Source organism: Aneurinibacillus sp. XH2 (assembly GCF_001439585.2).
In the GTDB taxonomy this organism is placed as follows: Bacteria; Bacillota; Bacilli; order Aneurinibacillales; family Aneurinibacillaceae; genus Aneurinibacillus; species Aneurinibacillus thermoaerophilus.
The window spans coordinates 3602501-3628518 of record NZ_CP014140.1; the positions used below are offsets into that span (position 1 = coordinate 3602501).

At 46.1% G+C, this 26018-nt stretch carries 25 protein-coding genes (1 of these 25 cut by a window edge); 1 reads left to right on the plus strand and 24 read right to left on the minus strand.

Annotated elements, in window-relative coordinates; genetic code table 11:
- From lysS to tilS, 18 genes are all read right to left on the minus strand, one after another.
- Window positions 1-1275: the 5' portion of a lysine--tRNA ligase gene (gene lysS / locus ACH33_RS18085; protein WP_082706133.1), read on the minus strand. It extends 273 nt beyond the left edge of the window; 1275 of the gene's 1548 nt are visible here — the first part of the coding sequence; the start codon lies at window positions 1273-1275; its stop codon lies beyond the left edge, outside the window.
- A gap of 96 nt (window positions 1276-1371) precedes the next feature.
- Entirely contained in the window at window positions 1372-1851 is a 480-nt protein-coding gene (gene greA, locus ACH33_RS18090) for a transcription elongation factor GreA (protein WP_057897107.1), read from the minus strand.
- A 181-nt stretch (window positions 1852-2032) separates the two neighbouring features.
- Entirely contained in the window at window positions 2033-3103 is a 1071-nt protein-coding gene (gene dusB, locus ACH33_RS18095; RefSeq protein ID WP_236781928.1) for a tRNA dihydrouridine synthase DusB, read from the minus strand.
- A 96-nt stretch (window positions 3104-3199) separates the two neighbouring features.
- Entirely contained in the window at window positions 3200-3736 is a 537-nt protein-coding gene (gene folK, locus ACH33_RS18100; RefSeq protein ID WP_057897108.1) for a 2-amino-4-hydroxy-6-hydroxymethyldihydropteridine diphosphokinase, read from the minus strand.
- Entirely contained in the window at window positions 3729-4103 is a 375-nt protein-coding gene (gene folB, locus ACH33_RS18105) for a dihydroneopterin aldolase (protein WP_057897109.1), read from the minus strand. The genes folK and folB overlap by 8 nt, the downstream gene beginning before the upstream one ends.
- Before the next feature lie 6 nt (window positions 4104-4109).
- Complete coding sequence (folP, locus tag ACH33_RS18110) at window positions 4110-4955, minus strand: dihydropteroate synthase (protein WP_057897110.1); 846 nt, start codon at window positions 4953-4955, stop codon at window positions 4110-4112.
- Window positions 4956-5017: 62 nt separating this feature from the next.
- The gene (gene pabC / locus ACH33_RS18115; protein WP_057897111.1) at window positions 5018-5863 is read right to left on the minus strand and encodes an aminodeoxychorismate lyase; all 846 of its coding nucleotides are present in this window, start codon (window positions 5861-5863) and stop codon (window positions 5018-5020) included.
- Window positions 5847-6470 (minus strand): aminodeoxychorismate/anthranilate synthase component II, encoded by a 624-nt coding sequence (gene pabA, locus ACH33_RS18120; protein WP_057897112.1) that lies wholly within the window; start codon window positions 6468-6470, stop codon window positions 5847-5849. Before pabA ends, pabC begins: the two co-directional genes overlap by 17 nt.
- Complete coding sequence (locus tag ACH33_RS18125; protein ID WP_082706215.1) at window positions 6467-7885, minus strand: anthranilate synthase component I family protein; 1419 nt, start codon at window positions 7883-7885, stop codon at window positions 6467-6469. Before ACH33_RS18125 ends, pabA begins: the two co-directional genes overlap by 4 nt.
- Window positions 7886-8065: 180 nt before the next feature.
- Window positions 8066-8998: a cysteine synthase A gene (cysK, locus tag ACH33_RS18130; RefSeq protein WP_057897114.1), complete on the minus strand. Its 933-nt coding sequence runs from the start codon at window positions 8996-8998 to the stop codon at window positions 8066-8068.
- A gap of 86 nt (window positions 8999-9084) precedes the next feature.
- The gene (gene hslO, locus ACH33_RS18135; protein ID WP_057897115.1) at window positions 9085-9960 is read right to left on the minus strand and encodes an Hsp33 family molecular chaperone HslO; all 876 of its coding nucleotides are present in this window, start codon (window positions 9958-9960) and stop codon (window positions 9085-9087) included.
- Window positions 9961-10076: 116 nt separating this feature from the next.
- Window positions 10077-10844 carry a type III pantothenate kinase gene (locus ACH33_RS18140; RefSeq protein ID WP_057897116.1) on the minus strand — a complete coding sequence of 256 codons (768 nt, stop codon included), beginning with the start codon at window positions 10842-10844 and terminating at the stop codon, window positions 10077-10079.
- 11 nt (window positions 10845-10855) lie between these two features.
- The gene (gene nadC / locus ACH33_RS18145) at window positions 10856-11710 is read right to left on the minus strand and encodes a carboxylating nicotinate-nucleotide diphosphorylase (protein WP_057897117.1); all 855 of its coding nucleotides are present in this window, start codon (window positions 11708-11710) and stop codon (window positions 10856-10858) included.
- Entirely contained in the window at window positions 11697-13322 is a 1626-nt protein-coding gene (nadB, locus tag ACH33_RS18150; RefSeq protein WP_057897118.1) for an L-aspartate oxidase, read from the minus strand. Before nadB ends, nadC begins: the two co-directional genes overlap by 14 nt.
- Before the next feature lie 33 nt (window positions 13323-13355).
- Window positions 13356-14303, minus strand: coding sequence for a quinolinate synthase NadA (gene nadA / locus ACH33_RS18155; RefSeq protein WP_057897119.1), 948 nt, complete (start codon window positions 14301-14303; stop codon window positions 13356-13358).
- A gap of 236 nt (window positions 14304-14539) precedes the next feature.
- The gene (gene ftsH, locus ACH33_RS18160; protein ID WP_057897120.1) at window positions 14540-16480 is read right to left on the minus strand and encodes an ATP-dependent zinc metalloprotease FtsH; all 1941 of its coding nucleotides are present in this window, start codon (window positions 16478-16480) and stop codon (window positions 14540-14542) included.
- 73 nt (window positions 16481-16553) lie between these two features.
- A complete protein-coding gene (gene hpt, locus ACH33_RS18165; RefSeq protein ID WP_057897121.1) occupies window positions 16554-17090 on the minus strand; it encodes a hypoxanthine phosphoribosyltransferase in 537 nt (178 codons plus the stop codon).
- Window positions 17091-17183: 93 nt separating this feature from the next.
- Window positions 17184-18590, minus strand: coding sequence for a tRNA lysidine(34) synthetase TilS (gene tilS, locus ACH33_RS18170; RefSeq protein WP_082706134.1), 1407 nt, complete (start codon window positions 18588-18590; stop codon window positions 17184-17186).
- A 210-nt stretch (window positions 18591-18800) separates the two neighbouring features.
- Here tilS and ACH33_RS18175 point away from each other — a divergent pair, with 210 nt between their 5' ends.
- A complete protein-coding gene (locus tag ACH33_RS18175; protein WP_057897123.1) occupies window positions 18801-20003 on the plus strand; it encodes a transposase in 1203 nt (400 codons plus the stop codon).
- 212 nt (window positions 20004-20215) lie between these two features.
- Here ACH33_RS18175 and spoIIE read toward each other — a convergent pair whose 3' ends face one another.
- From spoIIE to mazG, 6 genes are all read right to left on the minus strand, one after another.
- Complete coding sequence (gene spoIIE, locus ACH33_RS18180; protein ID WP_057897124.1) at window positions 20216-22675, minus strand: stage II sporulation protein E; 2460 nt, start codon at window positions 22673-22675, stop codon at window positions 20216-20218.
- 205 nt (window positions 22676-22880) lie between these two features.
- Window positions 22881-23204: an FtsB family cell division protein gene (locus tag ACH33_RS18185; RefSeq protein ID WP_057897125.1), complete on the minus strand. Its 324-nt coding sequence runs from the start codon at window positions 23202-23204 to the stop codon at window positions 22881-22883.
- A 27-nt stretch (window positions 23205-23231) separates the two neighbouring features.
- Window positions 23232-23810: a spore cortex biosynthesis protein YabQ gene (gene yabQ, locus ACH33_RS18190; protein ID WP_057897126.1), complete on the minus strand. Its 579-nt coding sequence runs from the start codon at window positions 23808-23810 to the stop codon at window positions 23232-23234.
- Window positions 23807-24097, minus strand: coding sequence for a sporulation protein YabP (gene yabP / locus ACH33_RS18195; RefSeq protein ID WP_082706135.1), 291 nt, complete (start codon window positions 24095-24097; stop codon window positions 23807-23809). Before yabP ends, yabQ begins: the two co-directional genes overlap by 4 nt.
- 151 nt (window positions 24098-24248) lie before the next feature.
- Window positions 24249-24542 carry an RNA-binding S4 domain-containing protein gene (locus ACH33_RS18200; RefSeq protein ID WP_057897127.1) on the minus strand — a complete coding sequence of 98 codons (294 nt, stop codon included), beginning with the start codon at window positions 24540-24542 and terminating at the stop codon, window positions 24249-24251.
- Window positions 24543-26015 (minus strand): bifunctional methyltransferase/pyrophosphohydrolase YabN, encoded by a 1473-nt coding sequence (gene mazG / locus ACH33_RS18205; protein ID WP_057897128.1) that lies wholly within the window; start codon window positions 26013-26015, stop codon window positions 24543-24545.
- Between the last annotated feature and the right edge of the window lie 3 nt (window positions 26016-26018).

Sequence of the window (26018 nt, forward strand, 5' to 3'; positions counted from 1 at the left end):
AATCGGATCGTTCAACTCGGTAAACGCGTTCGCATGCTCACGACCCACGATAAACAGTTCGAAGCGATCCGTAAACCGTGGATCTTCTTCGTTTTTCTTCGCAAGCGGAGAAATTTCAACCGGATGTCCGTACACGAATGTTGGCTGGATTAACGTCTCTTCGACAAACTGCTCAAAGAATTCGTTGACGATATGACCATACTTAGCTCCCGGAGGCACAGGAACATTATGCTTCTTCGCCAATTCAATCGCCTCTTCATCGCTCATCTGCGGCCAGAAATCAACACCGGTTATCTCCTTGATAGCATCAACCATATGGATCCTCTTCCATTGCGGCTGCAAGTCCACTTCATGTCCCTGATAATGGAATACCGTCGTGCCGAATACATCTTTCGCGATATGAGCAATTAAATCTTCCGTTAAGCACATAATATCTTTATAATCAACGTACGCTTCATATAACTCGATCGAAGTAAATTCCGGGTTGTGACGGGTAGAAATTCCCTCGTTACGAAAAATACGTCCGATTTCGTATACTTTCTCCAAACCGCCTACAATTAAACGCTTCAGATGCAGCTCAGTAGCGATACGCATATAAAGGCGCATATCAAGCGCGTTATGATAAGTAATAAAAGGACGCGCAGCTGCACCGCCTGGAATGCTATGCATCGTTGGCGTTTCCACTTCCAGATATCCACGTTCGTCAAGATACCGGCGCATGGACTGCAAAATCAAGCTGCGGGCGATAAATGTATCTTTTACGTTTGGATTCATGATCAAATCCAAGTAACGTTTGCGGTAGCGAGTTTCTACATCTTTCAAACCGTGGAACTTCTCTGGTAAAGGGCGCAGGGATTTGCTCAAAAGCGTAACTTCCTTCGCTTTCACGCTCGTCTCGCCAGTTTTCGTTTTGAAAATAACGCCTTTCACACCCAGAATATCACCAATATCGCAAAGCTTAAACATATCATACATTTTCTCTCCAACCTGATCCTGACGTACATAAATCTGGATGCGGCCGCTTTGATCCTGCAAATGTGCGAAACCTGCTTTTCCCTGACCACGTTTCGCCATCATCCGCCCTGCAATCGACACTTCAATTGCTTTCTCGTCCAGGACTTCTTTTTCCAAATTACCATATTGATCAAGAATTTGTTTAGCAGAATGAGAACGCTCATACTTCTTGCCAAACGGATCAATTCCGTTTTCGCGCAATGTATGCAACTTCTCTCGCCGAATTTGCTCTAGTTCGCTTAATTCTTCGTGTCGGGACATTCCTGCGTTCAACTCCTCGAAACCTTTTACTTTCATCTATAGCCTAAAACCAGCTAAAAGCTCCCACGAAATCGAAGGAGCTTGGCAAACACAACATTAATCGACTTTAATATCAAGAATCTCATAGCGTACAACGCCTGCGGGAACATTTACGTCAACAATGGAGCCTTTGGATTTACCCAACAGCGCCAGCCCCACGGGAGATTCATTAGAAATTTTGTTCTGCGTCGGATCGGATTCCGCGGAACCAACAATTTTAAACTCCATAATTTCATCAAATTCAAGATCTCTTACTTTTACGGTAGAACCGACATTAACAATACCGGTATCCAATTCATCGCCGGAGATTACGCGGGCATTGCGAAGCATTTTTTCAAGCGTAATGATACGCCCTTCAATAAAAGCCTGTTCATTTTTCGCTTCCTCATACTCGGAGTTCTCAGAGAGATCCCCATAGCTGATTGCCTCCTTGATGCGTTGCGCAACTTCACGTCGTTTTACCGTTTTCAATTGTTCCAATTCCTCTTCAAGCTTTTGCAAACCCGCAGCTGTTAGGATTACTTCTTTTTCCGACATCTTGGCATTCCCCCATACTTCTATTCTTTTCCTATAGCTAATGTATCGTAGAGTGTATGATAAAACTGTATTTTTTATGCAAATGGTTGATATATTATGAAACTGCCAGTGAAACACTGGCAGTCCGGTATGCAGATATGAAGGTATTATATGGTAGTCCCCTGCGAATGTCAAATTACATTTAGTGAACTGCTTCTACCTTCTCTTCCTGCTGTTTCGCCGCACGTTCGGCGACTCTCGCCTCAATTCGTTCCAGATAGGATAATAAGACATTCGCCATTCCTTCACGTGTTTCCTGCACGTTGACTTCATCGCGAACCTGCGCCGATGCTGGCAAGCCTTTTAAATACCAAGCTGCATGTTTACGCATCTCCAGCACACCAACTTTTTCACCTTTAACCTTAATGAGACGATCAAGGTGCAGAAGCGCAATATTAATTTTCTCGCGCGGTGTCGGCTCAGGCGGCAGCTCGCCTTTGGTCAAGTATTCCACCGTCCGGTAAAGCATCCACGGATTCCCCAGCGCCGCACGACCAATCATAACACCGTCACAGCCTGTTTCGTCAATCATCCGCTTCGCGTCCTCCGGAGTCATAACATCTCCGTTTCCGATCACCGGAATGCTGACCGCTTCCTTGGCCTGACGGATATAATCCCAGTTTGCCTTGCCCTGATACATCTGCACGCGCGTTCTACCATGTATGGTAATGGCTTTACCTCCACCGCGCTCTACCGCTTTCGCATTTTCTACCACATAAATATGATCTTCGTCCCAGCCGATGCGCATTTTAACCGTTACCGGCTTCGAAACGCTTTCCACGACGGCGGAAACCATCTCTTCTATCTTATTCGGATTTAGCAGCCAACGTGCTCCCGCATCACAGTTTACGATTTTAGGAACTGGGCATCCCATGTTTATATCAATAATATCGGCGTTCGTATGTTTATCGACATACTTGGCCGCTTCTACTAGCGTGTCTTTGTCCCCGCCAAAAATTTGCAGGCTTAACGGCTTTTCCCTCTCATCTACGTACAACATCTCCATCGTCTTCTTATTGCCATGAACAATCCCTTTATCGCTAACCATCTCAGCACATACAAGTCCCGCACCGAACTCTTTGGCAATCAGGCGAAATGCCGGATTGCATACGCCGGCCATGGGGGCAAGCACTACGTTGTTCTTGAGTTCGACATTACCAATTCTAAGGTTAGCCATACTTCCACCTTCCACATATACTTTGTATAAAAACATAACCCGTTCTCCTACATAGGAAAAAACGCCGTTAATTATTCCACTATTTTATCATAGGCTCATTTGATTTCAACTGTTTTCATCTTTCCAGTTAATTTATATCTTTTTCCAACCGAGCCTTTTCAACTTCCGAACGCCCTCCCTACCCTGCGTATAAGGTTCAACTTCTTTTACTTGAAAAAACCGAATACACTCATCCTGCTTATAAGGAATTTCAATTTCAGGCGCAATTTCGGCAAGCGGAACAATAACGAATGCTCGTTCCAACATGCGCGGGTGAGGGATTTCCAATCCTTTATCCCTTATCCACTGCTTTCCATACAAAAGAATATCGATGTCAAGCGTTCGCGGCCCCCAGCGAATCGTGCGAACACGGCCCAATTCCGCTTCAATCTGCTGCGTGTTTGCCAGGAGTACAGCCGGAGATAATGTTGTTTCGATCTCTACGACAAGGTTTAAAAACGTGTCTTGTTCCGTATACCCGACCGGGTCAGTCTCATATAAGGAAGACACGCACGTAACCTTTATACCTGGTACAGCATCAAGCATACGAATAGCACAAATCAATAACTTTTCTCTGTCGCCAATGTTGGAACCAAGCCCCAGAAAAACCTGTGTTGACTGTCTACTCATTATTTTTCGCCTGTCTGCGTTTAATTTCTATCGCCACAGACTCATAATGTCCGGGAATCGGTGGGTTCGGCTTCGTTACGCGAACAAGAATTTCTTCAATCAGAGGATAGCTGTCAAGAATTTTGGCTGCTAAACGTTCAGCAACAGCCTCCACCAGCTCATACTTTTCTTTCTCAACAACCTGCTGCGTTGTTTGATAAATGTCAGAGTAATTTATGGTATCTTCCAGTTTATCACTGTGTCCCGCTTTTGACAGATCAAGATACAATTCCAAATCGACAAAGAAGCGCTGTCCAAGTTTGTTCTCTTCCTTAAAGGCACCGTGGTAGCCCCAAAACTCCATTCTATTAAACAAAATTTTATCCATAGCTCTTTACTCCTTCCCCTGCTGCCAGCCAAAAAGCATTGCATCCATCATCCGGCATACACGTGCGATTGGTTTTACGTCATGGACGCGGACCATACAACAACCGCGCTCAATACCAAGCGCCACTGTTGCCGCGGTTCCTTCCATGCGCTCCAATACCGGCAAATCGCCAAGCGCACGGCCAATAAATGACTTGCGCGAAGTCCCAAGCAACACAGGATAATTCAGCGCGGTTAATTTGTCCAGATGATACATCATTTCCAAATTTTGTTCGTAATTCTTAGCAAACCCAATGCCAGGATCAAGAATAATTTTGTTATCCTTTACCCCAGCTGCTTTAACTAAGTCAATGCATTCTTCCATATCCCGCAATACGTCATCAATAAACGCAACATAATCTGTATTATCACGGTTATGCATCAAAATCACAGGCACGTCCATTTCAGCCATTACTTCGGGCATGCGCGGATCCGCCTTGCCTCCCCAAACATCGTTGATAATGTGAGCTCCGGCTTCTATCGCCTGACGTGCCACCTGGGCTTTGTATGTATCGATCGACAACGGAACATCAAGTTCACGCGATAACCTTTCAATAACCGGAATTACCCGTTCCAGTTCTTCCTCGGCACTGACTGGATCGTGCCCAGGACGTGTTGATTCCCCCCCTACATCAATAATATCTGCGCCGTCTTCCACCATTTTCCTAGCATGGGCCAGCGCCTTTTCAACCGTTTGATAATGACCACCATCCGAAAAAGAATCCGGTGTTACGTTAAGAATTCCCATGACCAGCGTACGCTGGTGAACAGGCAGTTCATAGCGTCCAGCCTGTATCGGTTGCAATCGCCGCATCTTTTTCCCCTCTCTTCTTTTTCAAAATATCCCGTCACAGTTTTTCTTGTTGATTTAGCAAACTAAATAATACGCTGGCGGTACAATTCGAGCAATTGCCTGGTTACCGCCCCTATTGTTCCCTCTCCGATCGTTTTCTCATTTACAGCATGAATCGGAACAATCTCTTGAATCGCGTTCGTAATAAAAACTTCATCAGCAACCATTAAATGCTCAATATAATACCATCCTTCCCGAACAGCAATCCCACATTCTTCGGCCAACTCCATCACAAACTCACGTCTTGTTCCAGGCAGAATCCCGGTTTTTACGTCCGGTGTATAAAGGGTATCTTCCGAAACGAAAAATACATTAGACACAATACCTTCAGCGATACAGCCGCTTTCTGTCAAAAACAGTCCTTCTACGTTCGGATCATTCCCAATTTCCATTTTACCGAAACGATTATTCATGTAATGATGCGATTTAAACCGCCATTCCCCTTCAGGAGAATTGCGCGGACGCGTCAGAATTTGCAACCTTTTCCCCTTTTCATACAAAGACGACGGAAAATCCGGCAGCGGCTTGGCGAAAATAAGCCAGCGCGGCTCATCGTAAATCCCGGCATACGCACCAAGCCCCTTGTCCCCGGCCGTCAAATCTACCCGAACATACGCATTTTCCAAACCATTGGCACTTAACGTCTGCAAAATGGCGAAGCGCAACTCTTCGCGCGTCATTGTGACCACAATTCCCAGCTCTTCTGCTGCCTTTCGCAAACGTTCGTAATGTTTTTCTAAAAGTGCAATATGCCCTCCGTATACCCGCATTGTCTCAAATAAACCAAGACCATAAAGAAAGCCGTGATCAAACGGCGAGATCACAGCTTTTTCAGCGTCTACAATGCGCCCGTCAAGAAAAACTTTCACAGTCGGTCCGCTCCTTTTTATTTTCTATATCTCGCGAGGAAGCGTAGCGCGTCAAAAAATTGCGCAACAGCTGCTTTCCGTGCTCGGTCATAATCGACTCCGGATGAAACTGTACTCCCTCTACTGGCAACCTACGGTGACGAAGCGCCATAATCTCTCCTTCCGCCGTTTCAGCCGTAACTTCTAGACAATTCGGCAACGTCTCCCGCTCCACAATCAGCGAATGGTAGCGAGTCGCTTTGAACGGTGAAGGTAATCCGGCAAAAATTCCTTCCCCATTATGGTATACGTCCGATGTTTTCCCGTGCATAAGACGCTCCGCACGAATGACACGCCCTCCAAAAACTTGGGCGATGGACTGATGGCCTAGGCATACGCCAAAAATCGGGATGCTTCCTGCAAAGCGCTTAATTGCTTCCAAGCTAATACCCGCTTCGTTCGGCGTGCATGGCCCAGGTGAAATCATCAGGTAGGAAGGAGACAATTCCGCAATCTCCTCGCAAGTAATGCGATCATTGCGTACGACCTGCAATTCCTCTCCCAGTTCTCCTAGATACTGAACCAGGTTGTACGTAAACGAATCATAGTTGTCAATCATTAAAATCATGCTCGACTCTCCTCTCTTTTCCTCTTCTCGACTCTTCTTTTCGCTTCTGCCAAAGAAAGCGCCTTCCACAATGCTTCCGCCTTCTTTAATGATTCATAATACTCTGCTTTTGGCACGGAGTCAATCACTATTCCTGCGCCCGCCTGCACGTGCGCCTGCCCATCTTTCAAAATCATCGTACGAATGATGATATTGCAAACCGCATTGCCGTCGAAGCCGAACGCACATATTGAACCGGTATACGGCCCACGCGTAACGGGTTCAAGCTCCTCAATGATTTCCATCGTCCGCACTTTTGGCGCGCCAGTAATCGTCCCACCCGGAAACGCAGCAATAACCGCGTCATACATATCCTTATTCTCGTCCAATTCGCTTTTGACATTAGAAACAATATGCATGACATGCGAATATTTCTCCACTACCATTAGTTCGTCCACATGCACCGAACCAAACCGACTTACACGCCCTAGGTCATTCCGCTCCAAGTCAACAAGCATAATATGCTCAGCAACTTCTTTTTCGTTATCCAGCAATTCGCGGACAAGCGCGGCGTCCTCTTCTGCATTCCGGCCGCGGCGGCGCGTGCCGGCGATTGGACGTGTGCTCAACGTCTTATCCTTAATGCGAAGTAAAAGCTCCGGCGAAGCGGACACAAGCTGAAACTCCGGAAACCGAAGCAAACCCATGTACGGCGAAGGATTGATGGCGCGCAACACTTCGTAAATCTCTTCCGCTCCACATTCCGTCGTCCCTGTTTGCCGAACGGAGAGATTGACCTGAAAAACGTCTCCAGCCGCAATATACTCCTGCACCCGTCTGACTGCTTCTTCAAACCCGGCCTGATCAAACGAAGTAGAAAGGTTACCGAGTGGCGCTCCTTCCAAACCTTCCAGAAGCGCATTCTCTCCCGGGCCGACGGGCAAGTCCGCAAGAACATCCAGCATGCTTTTCAGGCGCTCCGCTCCCTCATCCAAACCGTGAAGTTTCGCTTTCGATCCAATGTAAACTATAACGGTGATTTCCCGCGCTTCATGATCAAATGCATATACTTCCTCCATCATCATAAGATACACATCAGGAAGCCGCAAATCATCTTTTGCTATGCAAGGCAAGTTTTCATAATAGCGGCCCGTATCGTAGCTGATATAACCTACCGCTCCTCCTATCCACTCCGGCAGTCCCACCTGTGCCGTTTCCTCTGCGGCCGGAGAAAACTCATGACCCATCCAGCGCCGCACAAACGTCATCGGATCAGACACAACCGGCGCAAAAGAGGTACCGTTCTCGCTTACCTGCCCGTTTTTATACGCCAGGACCGCAGTCGGATTCGCTCCTACATACGTGTAACGACCATTTCGGCCACTCTCCAAAATAAATGCATATTCGCTGTTCGCACGCAATTGTTTATACAACATCCAAGGACTTTCATTTTCCCATTTTACTTTCCGCCAGAACGGCACTCGCTCGTATCGTTCCAGCCATTCGTTGACCCAATCTTCTGCTCGCTTCACTCGCGTCCCTCCGTCTATTTTCCCTTGCACAAAACAAGCCCTTGCCGCCAAGAGGACAAGAGCTTACGCTTTTTATTATACTCATTACTCATCAAATTGATAAAGAGGGGTACTTAAATATCTTTCACCGTTGCTCGGGATAATGGCGATCACATTCTTGCCCGGCCCCAATTTTTTGGCGACTTTCTTGGCTGCATGAATCGCCGCGCCGGAAGAGATACCGCCAAGAATGCCTTCTTTTCTCGCCACAAGACGGGCCATGGCAAATGCTTCTTCGTTTTCTACTTTAATAATTTCATCATAAATATCCGTATCCAATGTATCTGGAATGAAACCGGCCCCGATCCCCTGGATTTTATGCGGTCCCGGCTTGCCACCGGATAATACAGGTGATGCTGCCGGTTCCACGGCTACGATATGAACGTCAGGGTACTTTTCTCTTAGCACCTGACCGGCTCCGGTAATTGTTCCGCCTGTGCCTACGCCAGAAATAAACGCGTGTACGCCACCGATTTGCTCAGCCTGTTCCAACAGTTCTTTTCCCGTCGTCTCCCGATGGATTTGTGGATTGGCCGGGTTTTTGAACTGCTGAGGCATAAAGTAATCATCGTTTTCACGGACAAGTTCTTCCGCTTTACGGATAGCGCCGCCCATTCCTTCCGCTCCAGGCGTCAATACCAACTCCGCACCATACGCACGGAGCAGGTTGCGCCGCTCCATGCTCATCGTATCCGGCATAACAAGCAATGCACGATACCCTTTTGCTGCCGCCACCATCGCTAGGCCGATTCCCGTGTTACCGCTCGTAGGTTCAACAATCGTCATACCTTCTTTTAACACGCCTTCTCTTTCTGCGGCTTCAATCATCGCTAAAGCAATTCGATCCTTCACGCTGCTTCCAGGATTGAAAAACTCTAATTTTAAATAAATATTCGCCTCATCCGCTTCCGTCACTCGATTTAGCTTTACCAAAGGTGTATATCCGATTAAGTCAGTAATAGATTGAGCTACCCGCATCGGAAATCCTCCTCACCGAATTCCTACCAAGTAAATAGGTTTTATTTATATTATACCAATCGAACTATGAAAGCGTCAATTGTCCTCTACAGGTTTGCACGAAGATTTTCTAAATCTTCTTTGTTTAAATGGTATTTTTCATTGCAAAAATGACATGTAATCTCCGCTTCACCCTGTTCATTAATCATCGCGTCCAGCTCTTCCTTGCCTAGACTAATAAGTGCTCTCTGTACTCGCTCAAGCGAACAATGACAGCTAAATACGATATCAATCTTATTCAATACCATAAAATCTGCGCCCAGTACTTCTTTCAAAATTTCTTCCGGCGCCATCCCTTCATCAATCATAGTAGAAACGGGGCGGACAACAGCGAGCTTCTGCTCCAGCTTTTCAATAATAGATTCTGGTGTATTAGGCATAAGCTGAATAATAAAACCACCGGATGCTTTAATGGTGTTATTCGGATTTACTAGGACGCCTACACCAACCGCAGATGGTACCTGCTCAGAGACAGTCAGGTAATACGTAATATCTTCGCCGATTTCTCCGGATACAATAGGACTCGTACCCTGATATGGCTCTTTTAAACCTAAATCCTTCGTCACAATAATACTGCCTTCCGTTCCGACCACGCGACGCACATCCAACTTGCCCTGTGCATTTTTCTCATCGTAGTGCACATGCGGGTTGTGAACGTAGCCACGCACTTCACCTCTGGCGTTGGCATCCGCTACAATTTGGCCGACCGGGCCATTCCCACGTACGATAACCGTCAAGCGCTCGTCGCCTTTCAGCATCGCTCCCATCATCGCGGCCGCCGACACCGTGCGCCCAAGCGCTGCACTGACAATCGGCCACGTATCCAGGCGTTTTTGGATTTCTCTCATTGTATCTGTAGTGCGTACTGCAAACGCACGGACATGACCATCATATGCCATTCCTCGGATTAAATAATCTTTCATCTTCTAGCCTCTTTCTTCCTTAAAATAACGGGTTATGACCGTACTTACAAAAACTAGTTTACCACAATACCCACAGGCCGCAAAAACGAGAAAGGCGGCACAAGCCCGCCTTTCTCCTATTTTTTATTGCGATTATAAATAAGCTGCAAACCTTTGATCGTTAGCCATGGGTCAACAACATCGATCTCGTTCGATTCGCTGCCAATAAGTTCAGCCAACCCACCTGTCGCAATTACTTTTGGCGTCTTCACAGACTCCTGCTTCATTCGACGCACAAGCTCGTCCACCTGGCCAACAAATCCATAGATAATCCCAGACTGCATTGCATGAATCGTATTGCGTCCAATAACGCTCGGCGGCTTAACAAGTTCGATACGCGGCAGCTTGGAGGCACGGCTGTATAGCGCCTCCGTGGAAATGCCGATACCGGGAGCAATCGCTCCACCATGATATCCACCCTCTTCGTCGATAAAGCAAAATGTAGTAGCTGTACCGAAATCAACGACTATTAAAGGAGTGCCGTAGTAATGAATAGCCGCTACCGCATTCACGATTCGATCTGCTCCCACTTCCCGAGGATTATCGGTTTTAATGTTCAAACCTGTTTTCAAACCAGGGCCAATGACCATCGGCTTGATGTTAAAATATTTCTGGCACATTTTCTCCAGCGGGAACATGAGCGGCGGAACTACCGATGAAATAATAATGCCTTCAATATCACCAAACGTAAGACCCTTGTCAGCGAACAAGCTTTTAATTAGTATGCCGAATTCGTCGTCTGTCTTACTCCGGTCAGTGCCGATGCGCCAATTATGCTTTAATTCGTCACCTTCATAAACGCCAAGCACAATGTTCGTATTTCCTACATCAATAACAAATAACATCGTATCCCTGCCTATCGTTTTCTTTCGTTTAAGTCAAGACTAATATCAAGCGCCGAAACGGAATGTGTCAGGCTTCCCACCGAAATGACATCGACGCCGGTTGCTGCAATCTCAGCCACCGTGTCTAAATTGACACCTCCGGAAGCTTCAACAATTATTCGTCCATTAATGCGGCGCACAGCTTCTTTCATCATCTCCGGCTCCATATTATCCAGCATGATAATATCGGGCTTCGCCTTAATCGCCTCTTCCAGCTGCTCCAACGTTTCCACTTCCACCTCAATACGCATGGTATGGGAAACCGCCGCCCGTGCGCGCTCAACTGCTGGGCCAATGCCACCCGCTGCCTTAATATGATTATCTTTAATCATGACTGCGTCGAACAAGCCGAGACGGTGGTTATGTCCACCGCCGACTGCAACCGCATATTTCTCCAGCATACGCAGACCTGGCGTCGTTTTACGTGTGTCAACAATACGAACTTTTTCACTTGCAGTCCGCGCCACTTCCACATACTTCCGGGTAACAGTAGCAATACCCGAGAGGCGCTGCAACAGATTCAGCGCAAGACGTTCTCCGCTCAGAATGCTTTGGACGCGCCCTTCCACTTGCGCAATCACCGCTCCTTTCCCAACAAAAGAGCCTTCCGCCACTTTTGGCGAAAATACAAGCGAGGAATCTACAAAAGCAAATACACGGGCCGCCACTTCAAGGCCGGCGATCACTCCTTCCTGTTTTGCATACAGAATGCCGACTCCCTCCAGTTCATCCGGCACGGTCGAAAGGCTGGTCACATCTCCAAACCCGATATCTTCTTCAAGCCACAATTCAATTTGCCTGTCCAGCAATCGCTCATTCATTTTCATTCGTGTTTCGCTCCTCTAAAACCCCATCTTCAATCGACTGTACAATATGTTTGCGCCATACGAGATCATCCCGCTTCGGGAAGTCTTCCCGATAATGTCCTCCCCGACTCTCTTCTCTGAGCAACGCTGCGTTTGCGACCAAACAGGCGCATGTCAACAGATTCAAATATTCTGCTTCTTCCGGTCTGTCTATCTTCATACGAAACGCCTTTACATAACGTTCAAGCTCACGCACTGCCTTCGTTAATCCTTTTTCATTTCGTTTTAGGCCGACATGCGTTAGCATGAGTTTTTGCAAACGAAGCTTACGCTCCATTATCGTATCGCTGCTCATTGTCTGCTGGCGCATTAGTGAAAAAGAAATGGCAGGAACCTCATTTCCAATATCCGGCATCGTTTTTATCCGCTCAGCAATACGCCTTCCAAACACAAGCGCTTCCGCTAGAGAATTGCTCGCCAGACGATTCGCGCCATGCACCCCGGTACAGGACACCTCCCCGCAGGCGAAAAGCCTCTTTGTCGCGGTTTCACCATACAAATCGGTTTTAATTCCCCCCATAATATAATGGGCGGCAGGTGCAACCGGAATCCAATCTGTAACCATATCAAGGCCATAGCGCAAGCAAACTTTGTAAATGTTAGGAAAACGATGCTTGATTCGCTCTTCCGATTCATGGGTAATATCCAAGTAAACAAACGTTGAACCGGTTGATTCCATTTCAGACACTATTGCGCGCGCGACAATGTCCCGGGGCGCCAACTCCTTAAGAGAATGATATTTTTCCATAAAGCGCTCCCCTTTCATATTGCGCAGGACTGCTCCCTCACCTCGCACCGCTTCGGAGATAAGAAAACGAGGAGCGCCTGGATAGCATAAAGCAGTCGGATGAAACTGGATAAATTCCACATCTTTAATATAGGCTCCAGCCCGATATGCTATGGCCAGTCCGTCACCCGTGGCAATTTCCGGGTTGGTGGTATAGCGATAAAGCTGCCCGGCTCCTCCAGTTGCAAGTACCGTTGCGTTCGCTCGTACATATATAGTGCTTCCATCCGGTTTACGCACAAGTGCTCCAGTACATTCGCCCTGATGGGTTACTAAATCATACGTGAAATGATTTTCCCAGATAGTAATCCGTTTGTTTTCCCGCGCACGTTCCGAAAGCGCTCGCACAATTTCCGCGCCTGTGGCGTCGCCCTGTGCGTGAAGGATGCGTCGTCGACTGTGGGCGCCCTCTTTCGTCAGAGCGAGGGCGCCATCTTCCTTATCGAACTTTGTCCCATATTCAATTAAATCCTCAATGCAGGAAGGACCTTCATGAACCAGGACTTCGACGGCCTCGTTCGAACAAATGCCGGCCCCGGCGATTAGCGTGTCCTGCCGGTGCAGTTCCGGCGAATCCGTCTCTGCCGTAACCGCCGCGATACCGCCCTGCGCATAACGAGTGTTGCTCTGCATTAAATCCGTTTTACTGAGCAAAATTACATCACATTGTTCGCTGACTTTCAAAGCAGTATAAAGCCCGGCAATACCCGAGCCTATCACCAAAACATCCGTTTTATACGTTTCAAGTTCGGTTAGCTTAAAATCAATGACATAGCGTGGCACCATCTCGCTTCAATCCTTCTTTCCTGGCTAAGCCGCTTATTGCACGGCTTCAACAGCCAGCATTCGCTCCAAAGACAAGCGTGCTTTCTCTGCGATTTCTTCGGGCACATGAATCTGCGGCTGCATAGTTTCAAGACAATCCGCAATTTTCTTTAGGTTGTTGACCTTCATGTTCGGGCAAACAAGATATTTTGAAGCAAAGATAAACTCTTTATCCGGGCTATCCAGACGCAATTTATAACCTACTCCATCTTCTGTACCCACAATAAACTTCTTGTGATTTGTTTCACGACAATATTTAAGAATACCCGTTGTGCTGCCAACAAAATCCCCAAGCGCCACAACTTCCGGACGGCATTCCGGATGAACAACGAATTGGGCGTCCGGATGCTCTTCTTTTAGCTTTAAAACGTCTTCTACTGTCAACTGGTCATGTGTATTGCAGTATCCTTCCCAGATAATCATTTTCTTATCGGTGAACTGGGAAACCCAATGTCCAAGATTTTTATCCGGCACCCAAATAATTTCCTCTGCATCGATCGATTGGATAACATTCCTCGCGTTCGAAGATGTACAACAAATGTCTGTTTCCGCTTTGACATCGGCCGAAGTATTAATATAAGCCACAACCTTTGCATTTGGGTGCTGGGCTTTCAATTTTCTCAGTCCGTTTACGTTTACCATGTCAGCCATCGGACAGCCTGCGCGCTCATCAGGAATCAGAACAACTTTTTCCATATTAAGGATTTTAGCGCTTTCACCCATGAAATGAACACCGCAAAATACAATCACATCTGCATCCGTTGTTGCCGCTTTCTGCGCAAGCCCGAAAGAATCTCCCAGAAAATCCGCAATTTCCTGAATTTCCGGGCGCTGATAGTAGTGGGCCAGAATAATGGCGTTTCGTTCCTTTTTCAGACGCATAATCTTTTCCCGCAGCTCTTGGTTACGCTGTTCTTTCTTCGCTAAAGCTAACGCTTCCATCAATTTGAGCAACCTCCATGAGAATCCTTAAATGATATGTGCCTTCCGGGCAACTGAATACCTGTATGATACCGTTAAACTGAAAAATTGTACACACCCAAAAGAAATCCAAAAATCAAAAGCGCCCGTAAAAAAGAAATGTATGGCAATGATTTCACAGGTTTGCACCTGATTTTAATAAGACAAATCGATAAAAACAAAAAGCCTTCCCACTTATTGAGAAGGCTTCTCTATTCCTACGTATCAGTTTCGTCTCTTCTTTCTGTGTCAATTCCCGGTGCCTGGGCCATATTTTCCGATTTTCCGGTGATTTGCACCTTTACATCACCAGTCGTCGTTTCTTTTACCTCGCCAACATCACCATCGATGGAGCCAGTTTCAATGATGCTCTTGATTTGTTCTGCATCTAGCGTTTCGTGTTTAAGCAATGCCTGCGCGACCGCTTCCAGCTTATCCATATGCTCCGTTAGCAAATCAGTGCAACGTTGATGGCAATCACGGATAATGTTTTGAATTTCCTGGTCGATTTGACGCGCTGTTTCGTCGCTGTAATTCTGTTCATGACCAAAGTCGCGACCCAGAAACACTTGGCCTTGACTCTGGCCGAACTGCATCGGACCAAGGTTCGCGCTCATGCCGAACTCCATAACCATACGACGTGCGATGTTTGTTGCACGTTCAAAATCGTTGTGTGCACCAGTGCTAATTTCTTTCAGCACTAGTTCTTCCGCTACACGACCGCCAAGCAAACCAACAATTTTATCAAGCAATTCCGTTTTCGTAGCAAAGTACCGGTCTTCCTTAGGAAGCATAACAGTATACCCGCCCGCGCTACCACGCGGAATAATGGTTACCTTGTGAACCATATCGGCATGTTTCAAAAAGTAACCACAAATTGTATGACCAGCTTCATGGTAAGCCACAAGCCTTTTTTCATCTTCGCTAATCACGCGGGATTTCTTCGCCGGACCCGCAATAACACGGTCAATAGCTTCGTCGATTTCAGTCATCTCGATTTTCCGCTTATTGCGCCGCGCTGCAAGCAACGCCGCCTCATTGAGTAAGTTTTCAAGATCCGCGCCCGTAAAGCCAGGTGTGCGACGAGCGATAACATCCAAATCGACGCCTTCCGCTAACGGCTTGTTACGTGCATGGACTTTCAATACTTCTTCTCGTCCCTTCACATCTGGACGATCCACCGTAATCTGGCGGTCAAAACGCCCTGGGCGAAGCAGCGCTGGATCAAGAATATCAGGACGGTTCGTCGCAGCGATGATAATAATTCCTTCATTCGCGCCAAACCCATCCATCTCAACAAGCAGCTGGTTGAGCGTCTGTTCACGCTCATCGTGCCCACCACCGAGACCTGCGCCGCGCTGACGACCAACGGCATCAATCTCGTCAATAAAAATAATACATGGAGCGTTTTTCTTCGCATTTTCAAACAGGTCACGTACGCGGGACGCGCCAACACCGACGAACATTTCCACAAAGTCCGAACCGCTAATGCTAAAGAACGGCACACCTGCTTCACCTGCGACCGCACGAGCCAGCAATGTTTTACCGGTACCCGGAGGACCGACGAGTAGCACCCCTTTTGGAATACGGGCGCCAAGTGCCGCAAATTTGCGCGGATCTTTCAGGAATTCCACAACTTCGACCAATTCGGCTTTTTCTTCATCCGCACCGGCTACGTCGTTAAACGTCACCTTCTTCTTATCGTCATTATATAACTTGGCTTTGCTTTTGCCAAAGTTCATAACCCTGCTGCCGCCGCCCTGCGCCTGATTCAGCAGGAAGAAGAACAGGATAAAAATAATAACAAAAGGGATAATCGATGTAAGAAAAGTTAACCAAACAGAGTCACCCTTTTGTTCAAGATACTCTTCTTTAGCCAGATTTGCTTCTTCTATCTGCTGGAGCAACTTCTCATTATCATAAAGAGGCCCGTTTGTATAGAAGATAGTCTGGTCCTTCAACTTACCCTCGATATAATACGTACCCCGTTCAGGACGTATCCGCAACTCAGCCACTTTGCCCTGATTCAGGTACTGTCGGAACTCGTTATACGGGATTTTTGATGTATCCGTACCTTGGTTGGTAATAAAATTAACGATTCCAACCGTTACTAAAATAATTAGCAGATAAAATCCTGTATTGCGGAAGAACCGATTCATTCCTTACCTCCTCTCGCGCTCAAACACCTACATTATTTTACCACATGAAACCCGGCGTTCACAACTTAAGGGCTCAGCTGTACACCTCAGGCTTCAGAATACCGATATAAGGCAGATTCCGGTATTTTTCCGCATAGTCTAGCCCATATCCAACTACAAAAGCATCCGGAATCTCAAACCCGCAATAGTCAGGCTTCAAGTCCACCGTACGACGCGCTGGCTTGTCAAGAAGCGTCACCACTTTCACTGAAGCCGCATTGCGGCGTCGAATAATATCGATCAGATAGCTTAGCGTAAGACCGCTGTCAATGATATCCTCGACAATAATAACATGGCGGCCTTCAACAGACGTATCCAAGTCTTTCATAATACGGACAACTCCTGAAGACTGCGTGGAAGCTCCATAGCTGGATACAGCCATAAAATCCATCTCCAGCGGAATATCCATGCGGCGTACCAAATCTGTCATAAACGGAGCTCCGCCCCGTAAAACACAAATAACGAGCGGGTTCTTTCCTTCGTATTCCTTAGAAAGAATACGTCCCAACTCGCGAACTTTTTCCGCAATTTCTTCTTCTGTAAAAAGCACTTTTTCAATGTCTTTGTCCATGACAAACCTCCTGCTATTCAACACGCCAACAAATTGCCAGCCACTGCCGATTTTCTCCGCAGCATCATAAAAGAACAGTATATGAAAAAGCGACTATTCGAGTACTACATATAGTACAATATCCATTTCCTTTGGAGGCAAATATTTATTCGAACGTTTAACGCCGGGAATCCAAAGAATGTGCTCACCATCCGTCAGCAGAGGAATACGCTCTCGCGCAAGACGAGGAATCTTCATATCAATAAGAATATCCTTTACCTTCTTGCTTCCGCTCATACCCTGAGGCGTCATACGGTCTCCCGCACGTCTTTGCCTTACATATAGCCTTCCCTTAACACCCGCCGGATCAAACACCGCGTACGTCCCTTCCGCCAGGCGTTTCTCCGCTTCCCTGTTTCCGTAAAAACAGCGAATGATCCGATCTACTTCTGGAATGTAAACCTGTCCGGGAATGTCCAAAGAATATATGTAGGGGGGAATGGAAGGTGCTTCTTCGCTCGTTGAGAAAATTACCCTCTGATACTCTCTTCGCACCTGCAAGCTTCCAGGCAAATAAAGGCTGGCTGAAGGATGAGCCTCTTTGATAATTTGCCGTATATTTTCAATATGCGCATACCCTATTTCCTTTACGTCGCTTTTCAGCAGATAACTTAATATTAGTTTAATCATCCTTCTTTGTAAAGCAAGGTGATGCCTAAGAAAATCTTTTTGTCTTATAACTATTGTATTCACGTTTTGCTCTTCTATGATGGAGGCTAGTTTTCCCTCACTTTCACGCTGAAGATAGTCATTCTCTTCCCGTAACACCTCTGCCAAATGAGCGGCAGCGGTAGTCAGATGGGGGTTTTCCTTCTTCATAAGCGGAATCCAGTGCCTGCGAACCCGATTTCGAAAGTATTTATCACTAAGATTGCTTCGATCCTGGCGCGGCATAAGACTGTGTTCCACACAATAACGCTCAATTTGCTCCCGTGTCACCTCAAGCAAAGGTCGAATAATCTCAATCCCCTGTTCAACCCGGCGCAATGGAATTCCCGCCAGCCCTTCGGCTCCCGTTCCTCTTACAAAGCGCATAAGTATTGTTTCCAATTGATCATCGGCATGGTGAGCAGTGGCCAGCTTAGCCCCTCCCATCCGTTCAGCCACTTTCCTTAAGAAACGATAGCGCACCTGTCGGGCTGCCTCCTGTGGATTCAAACCGGTTTCAGCAATCATTCCAGGTACGTCTGCCGCTTCAACAAAACAAGGAACTGATAATTGCTCACATAAGCGTTGTACATATCTGCTATCTTCTTCGGCTTCCTCGCCACGGAATTGATGGTTCAAGTGAGCCGCGACAACTCTCCAGTTATATTGATTCCGCATTTGGGCCAGTGCGTGTAGGAGCGCAGCCGAATCAGGACCGCCTGAGATAGCAACAACAATCTTATCCCCTATTTCTAACAAACTATACGTTTGTATCGTTCTTTGTATTTGCCCAAGCAAAATTTCCACCTTCACTTCATTAGCCAGCAGTCCGGCTTATTTACTTGTACGTAAAATATAGCATTTTGGTTGCAAAAATTTATTTTGTTTTTTACTATGAGCGTTTTGCATAATTTTCGCTCTTAGAGCCGCAAGGCTTTTTTAGTCACAAAAAAGGACTTCACCCCAACTTGTAGAAGAGTACAGGTGACCAAACCCATTCCACTAAAGAGGAGGAAGTCCACTGTGTATATTCTACAAGAAACGCTATTTTCCTTTGAAGAATGGCTAAAACTTGAATCAAAAGAGCGATTAGAACTTTTTTTCTCTTCTTTGGACTTACGTCCATATGCCAAACAATTAAAAAGTCATACCCCTCAAGGAGCACCAGGATATTGCCGCGAAGCCATTCTACGCGCTTTTCTGGCTGCACCTATGGAAGGCATTACGACATTTACCATGCTGCATCGTCGCTTACAAACAGACTTACGCTTTCGTTATCAATGTGGCTTTCGTCTAGATCAGGATGCTCCATCTATCGCTACATTTAGTCGTGTATTCGCGGATATGGTGGAAAAGCAAATAGCTGAGCAGTTATTTCACGACTTGGTTTCTTCCTGTCAGACCGAAGGTCTGATGATCACACAGCATCTTGCTATTGATAGTACAGCGATTGAAGCGTATGAACGAAAACAGCCGAAGAAGGAGTCTGAAACCACAGGAAATGCCACGTGGGGTGCCAAGTTTGATACGTATGGCAACAAAATCACCTGGTTTGGCTACAAAATTCATCTTGCTGTGGATACGGAAAGTGAGCTTCCCATTGCTGTAGAAGTCACGCCTGCTCATGTAAATGACGGCGACATGGGACCCGCATTGATGAATAAAGCGGCTGAAGTTTCAGATATCGACATCGAATTTATCATGATGAATGCTGGCTATGACCAGCTAAAGAATTATGAAGCTGCCCATGAACTGAACGCACAAGCCATTATTCCGCTTAATTTACGAAATGAAAAAGAACCACCGACAGGATTTTCCTCTAACGGAACACCACGCTGCTCCATGGGTTTTGATATGGTATATTGGGGAGCAGACAAACGGTACCTAAAGTTTCGCTGTCCTCATACCGTTAGGAAAGTTGACTGCCCACATGGTTCTGCCTGGTGCTCTCCTTCTGATTACGGAATGGTTGTTAAAGTGAATCCAAATGACGACTTGCGTCGTTTTAGCATTCCTCATCGGGATACGAAACGTTGGAAAGAACTTTATAACAAGAGAACAAGCGTAGAACGCGTTTTTGCCAGACTCAAAGAAAATCTAACGGTAAATCAACTTCATATCCGTGGTATTCAAAAAGTAAAAACGCAAGTTTTTCTGAACCTCTGTATTTTACTTGCTTCAGCCTTGGCTATGTCTAAAGCGTCTGTACGCCAACGTTGTGCATAAAAAGTAGAACAAAAAATTCTGCCCGCATGTCCTTGAACAGCTTTTAAATCAGGAAGCAACTTTAAAAAATAAAGTAAAATCAACTTTAGTATCGTATTCGCTTTTTCACTTTCGGTGAAAATTGCTATTTTGCAAAACGCTCACTATAACAAAAAAAACAGCCCTGTCCCAACAATCCGACTATGTCCGGACAGGGCAGGCGCCATTTTTTCTTAGCTGACATAACGTGGGCGATCAATTTTCGGGGCGTTTGGTACAGGAATCGTTGCCCACGGGAGCATATAATGGTCAATCTTAGCCACCATTACTGTCATATCGTCATGAATCTCGCCATAATGGTGTCGGATAACCAATTCGAGCAGGCAATCCGCGACCTCTTGCGGGTCATTGGTTTTCAGTTCAGAAATTTTCCGTTTCATCCACAAGTTTTTATTTTCGACACGCGGCGCTTCGTAGATACCGTCTGTCATCATAATGAGCAAATCCCCCGGTTTTAATTGACAACTCACGACGTCGACGTCAATGTCATCAATAATGCCAATCGGTAAATTATTAGCCGAAATCGAAATCACTTCTTTGCCGCGCTTAATAAAGCTTGGAGTGGAGCCGGTTTTGATAAATTTTGCCTGTCCAGTATGCTGGTCAATCAAGGCAAGATCTACCGTGGCGAATATTTCGTCAGGAGATCGAAGCGAAAGAACCGTATTCACGGATTTAATGCTTAATGTTTCTTCCATGCCGGATTCGAGCAATTGTTGCAACAGTTCCAGCGTAGAAGAACTTTCTACATATGCCCTTTCTCCATTGCCCATACCATCGCTTATCGCCAATGCCATTTTGCCGCTGCCAAACTCCATAATTTTAAAGCAATCGCCGGATAGCAGTTGTCCTCCTTTTGCGGCGCCAGCCACGCCGGTATCGATTTCAAAATCTTGTGCCGAACCTAGGCACATGTGGCACAGGCCATCTTCAAACGCTTGACAGTTTTTATTTTTTACCGTAATTTTTTCTCCCAGAATATCGGTTAACAGCGGCGCGATAATCTTTGAGCATTCATCTCTGCCCTGGCATGACGGCTGCGTAATTTCAATATCTACCTTCCCTTCTTCCAGATTCACAATATCGACGTTTCGTATGGACAACCCTACTCCTTCTAATGCGCTTAAAATCTGCTGTTCCTGCACATGAAGGTGGATGCCTTCTTTTTGGATTTCTTGAGCAAAATTTTGCATCACACGCGATACTCCCGCCAGCTGCTCGGCCACAAGCCGTCGGCTTTCAGCAATTTGCTGCTTTAAATGCAGCTGCGTTTGCCAGCGCATGTACTCCTGCTCCATACTACTCAAAACACGATCCTGCTTCACGCATTTGCGCAACCATTCTTTCGGCATTTCATTCAGGTTTACTCCACCTTCCTGTTTCATAGCGTGTACCATCTGAGTTAATGCTTCATACGTATTATCGAAATCCCGGCTCCAGCACTGATCTTTTTTCCAGCAGCGCTGGCACGTCGTTTTCGTCACCTCGCTTAAAAAATAATCTTTCTGTAACGCTTCATCTGGCTTCGCCAAATCGGGACCAGCAAAGGTCTCGGACAGCTTAGTGAAAAGCTGTGCAAACTGCTCCATTTTACCAGCTGTTACATCACGCACCTTTCTTAAGTATTGCTGCTGTGAAAACGCATTTTCTTCCGTGCCTGGAATAAACGTTGCGATTTTATCGAGCACAAAGCGCGGTGTAATCAAAAAAAACAGCACAGCTGCGAATGTTTCCAGCGAAGATTGCAAAATTTCCCGCTGTTCGCCTACATATATGGTCAAAATCGCAGAACCGATAAGAAGGCCAAGCGCCACCATTACTTTTCTACCTTCACGAAGCAAACCAGCCAGCAAGCCAGAAAATGCTAGTAAGCTGATTTGATAGACTGCATCTATGTTAGCCAGGCTAAGTACAAGCCCGGTTACTACACCAACAGCGGCACCCACCGTTCCTCCACCCACGGCGGCGAATAATAGAACAAGATAGCGCGCAAGCACATTATCGACTGATACATCCTGCACAATCCAGCCAACCGTTCCCGTCATCACGGATGCCAAAAGAATAATTAGACAAATGATTTCCTCTGTCTGCAAATGCTGCTGACTACGCTTCGTAGTCACAATCGGGATCGCCTGCACGAAAATAAGAGTTAAAATCAAGCCGAGTACCGCCGCTACACCGTTCATAAATAACGTGTGCCAAGTCAATTGGTTCATGATATAGTCAACCGCCATATTGCTGAGGAGGACCGCGAGAAATGAAACCAACGGAGCATAGTTCAACTCTATCCTTCTGCCTTTCTCCAATAGGCTCAGTATGACGAGCACCATGGCCATCCCCAAAAAATTTGCTGAAGCGATACTTATCGACTGCATTGCGCTTCCAGCCATAACCGAAAACATAACAAGAAGCAGCCGATTTTTCTTTAAAAAGTACATCACCGCGAAAAAAGGAATAGCAAACGGAGAAAGTTCCTGAAAAATGACCGCTCTTCCCAATAAAAAACCCATCAGCAAATGGAGCAGGCTCCACTGGTACGATACTGCGTATAACCATTTTCCACCTTTTTTTCCCGCCTTCCCAACCGGAGCGGTCATCCCCCCCGCTATCGCCATCGATTTGTTCTGCATCATACATAAGCACCACCTAATCTAATTTTTGTGATTCCCATTATAAGCACATTCTGAAATTAAATTTTGTCAAAATTGGAAGATAGGATTTAAAAAAATTCCGACAACTAACGCCGAATTTTCACACAAGTGTCGATTTTCTTGCGAACGTGGTGAAAAGAAAAAAAGCGCGTAAAAAAAGGAGCGAAAAGCTCCTTCGTCCGCGCCACTACTGGTTTTTCTTTTTCTCATCCGGGGTTATGAAAATAATCTCTCCCTCTTTGGAAAAAAAGAAATTTTTCCTCGCCAGTTCACTAATATAATCCTTATCATACATTCTTTTTACCTGTAATTCGAGCTGTTTCTGCTCTTGCTGTACTTCAGCCACCTGACGCTGTAAATCCACAAGCTCACGTTGTTTTGCATTCAATTGTTGGCTTTGTGAATAATACGTATATCCAGCCCATGACAAAAACAAAATGACAATAATCTGCAAAAGACGCATGCGGCGCTTCCGTCCGTAGTTTGGTGGCAAAGATTGCGGTTTCTGCATATCGTTCACCTTTCTTGATTGATTATTTTACATTTTCTTACCTTTTATCCAACTCGTCAAGGCTTGCCACCTTTTTCTTGCCTTTTCTCTTACTCTTCCTAGCGGTTTTTGTAGAAAGTGCCACATCCACCCCCACAGCTTATGCCCTAAAAATCTAAATGGCAGCAAAATCCATTTTCCTATTCTGAAAATAACAGAGAACAGCAAAAGTGCCGTCGATAGCAGGATACGATACAAAAAAAGAACCGGAGCGACCAGCAGATAATATCCGGTGCGAAGTGTGACCCGGTAAAGCCATAAAGAAAAAAAGATAAGCTTGTTCAAAATGTATAGATACGTACGCTGAAATAGAAGAAAATATAATACCACACCTACGGCAAGACCAAGGAAAATATAAATTCTTACAATCCCTTCATTGACGCGCAAGAGTGTACCGAATACAAGAAATATACAACTTATCCAGAATAAAAAGTCGCAAAGCCATACCAGCCAACGGGCAAGACGGCACTTCCGCTCCATTGTCCGGTATGTATCATATAGTATGCCCATGGCCAGTCCGCACAACACCATTGACATCATCGTCGCTGCCTGTCCGGTAAGCGTCACTTAAAAATCCGGCCAAATAGTCCTCTGGCTTTTTCTCCCTGATAAGATTCATCGATATACTCCATCGCAAAGACCAGTCCTTCAATCGATACCTGTCCCGTCTCAAGGCTTAAATTCTTCATATGCAAATTTTTCCCTTTTATCGTAAGAAACCCCGCCTCTGTCTGGAGCAGGAATTCTTCATGATCGAAACTTTCTACCTTGAGCACGCCTGTTATATCGAGTTTTTTGCGATTAACCATCACAAGTTCGTGACGAATTGTCTTCTTCGGATTCGTTTCCATCATCTCGACCCACCCTCCTTTTTATACCATCCTATGGAGGGCAAGCCATAATTAGAACAAAGAAAGCGAGGAAGCATGGACGCTGGGCAGGAAAAAGAAACCCAGCTCATGCTCCCTCGCTATCCTTTTCGCCAATTACAGATCATCAATGAAGTCACCAAATAGAAATATCGGTTTCTTCCCGGTTATCGCGGGGAAGATATTCTTCATTAATTAATGTATACATTGTGGCTGCCTCGTCTTTTTTAGTTGTATCGAGGATTTTTTCGATTTTGACAGTGATGAGCTTGTTGCCGTAACGAATGGTTAACTCATCCCCCACTTTGACAGCAGAGCTTGATTTGGCCACTTGACCGTTCAAAGTGACCCGGCCTTGATCACACACTTCTTTCGCCAGCGTGCGACGTTTGACTAACCGAGAAACTTTTAAGAATTTATCCAACCGCATCTATATCTCCTCTTTCTTCTTTGTTTTCGCTTCCTGCCACCAGCTTTCCATTTCTTCTAGCGTGGTATCGGCAAACGTTTTGCCTGCTTCCCGTAGTTTTTCCTCAATATACGAGAAACGAGAGTAAAACTTCTTGTTTGTCAACGCAAGCGCTTCTTCCGGGTCAATCTTCATAAAGCGAGCTACGTTCACAATGACAAACAACAAATCGCCCAGCTCTTCCCGACGGTGTTCCAGCGTCTGTGCCTCATTCAATTCCTCTAACTCTTCTTTTACCTTATCCAGAACATCGGAAAGCTTGTCCCAATCAAATCCAACCTCTGCCGCTTTCTTCTGGTACTTATACGCCTTATAAAGGGCAGGCAAATCACGCGGCACCCCATCAAGCAGAGATGCTACTTCTTTCCCTTTTTCTCTTTTTTCTTTTTCTTTGATATCCTTCCAATTTTGCAGCGCTTCTTCCGCATTCTCCGCTTCAGAGTTTCCAAATACATGCGGATGACGGCGGATCAACTTTTTATTTAAATCTTCAATAACGTCTCGAACCGTAAAATACCCGTCTTCTTCTGCCATCTGTGAGTGAAGCATAATTTGCAGCAGCAAGTCGCCCATTTCCTCGCACAGCGCTTCCGGGTCATTATCGTCGATCGTCTCAAGCACTTCATACGTTTCTTCAATTAAGTTTTTCCGAATGGATTGGTGAGTCTGCTCCCGATCCCACGGACATCCTTCCGGACTGCGCAGAATAGCAACGATTTCCCGTAACCGCCAGAACTGGCGGTTTAACGTCTGATCCTCTTCCGTCGGTGGAACATAAACGATTGTCAAATTGCTGTACTCGTTCAGGCGATCCAATTCATACAATGGGACGGTCGTAATTTTCTCTTGCCCGGCAACACCTGCGGCGGTCACGACGGTAACCGGAAAATCGTCCGGATATACTTCCATTAACGTTAATTTTACATCAGAAGCGACAAACGCGTCATATACCTGACAAATCAAATGATGCATCTTAGGCTGGATATGGTAGTCGCGCAAATCGGTCGCGTCCAACAAGGAAAAGCCTTCTACCGGATCCACCTTAAGCGCAGAAAATACCGGTTCAAGAAAACTTTGCCCGCCTTTAATTTCAATCTCGATCCCACGTTCTTTCCCTTTCGCCAACAAAAGTTGCACTGTACGCTCCGCCACCAACGGATGACCGGGTACGGCGTATGTAATGTTTCCTTTTTTCGTCGCAAGCTCAAGCAAGCGTTTGCTGATTTCTTCGTACACGTCCGAAAATTGGTCATGCGCTTCGTATACTTCATCAAAACTTTCGTATAGAATGCCTTCCACGGCAAGTTCGGCGACTACAGGATGTTTTTCTGTACGGATATACAGATGTTGCGCCTGCTTTAACATGCGGTAAATCCCAAGAGGAAGTCCTTCCAGATTTCCCGCGCCGAGTCCGATAACTGTAATTTTGTTCAATGG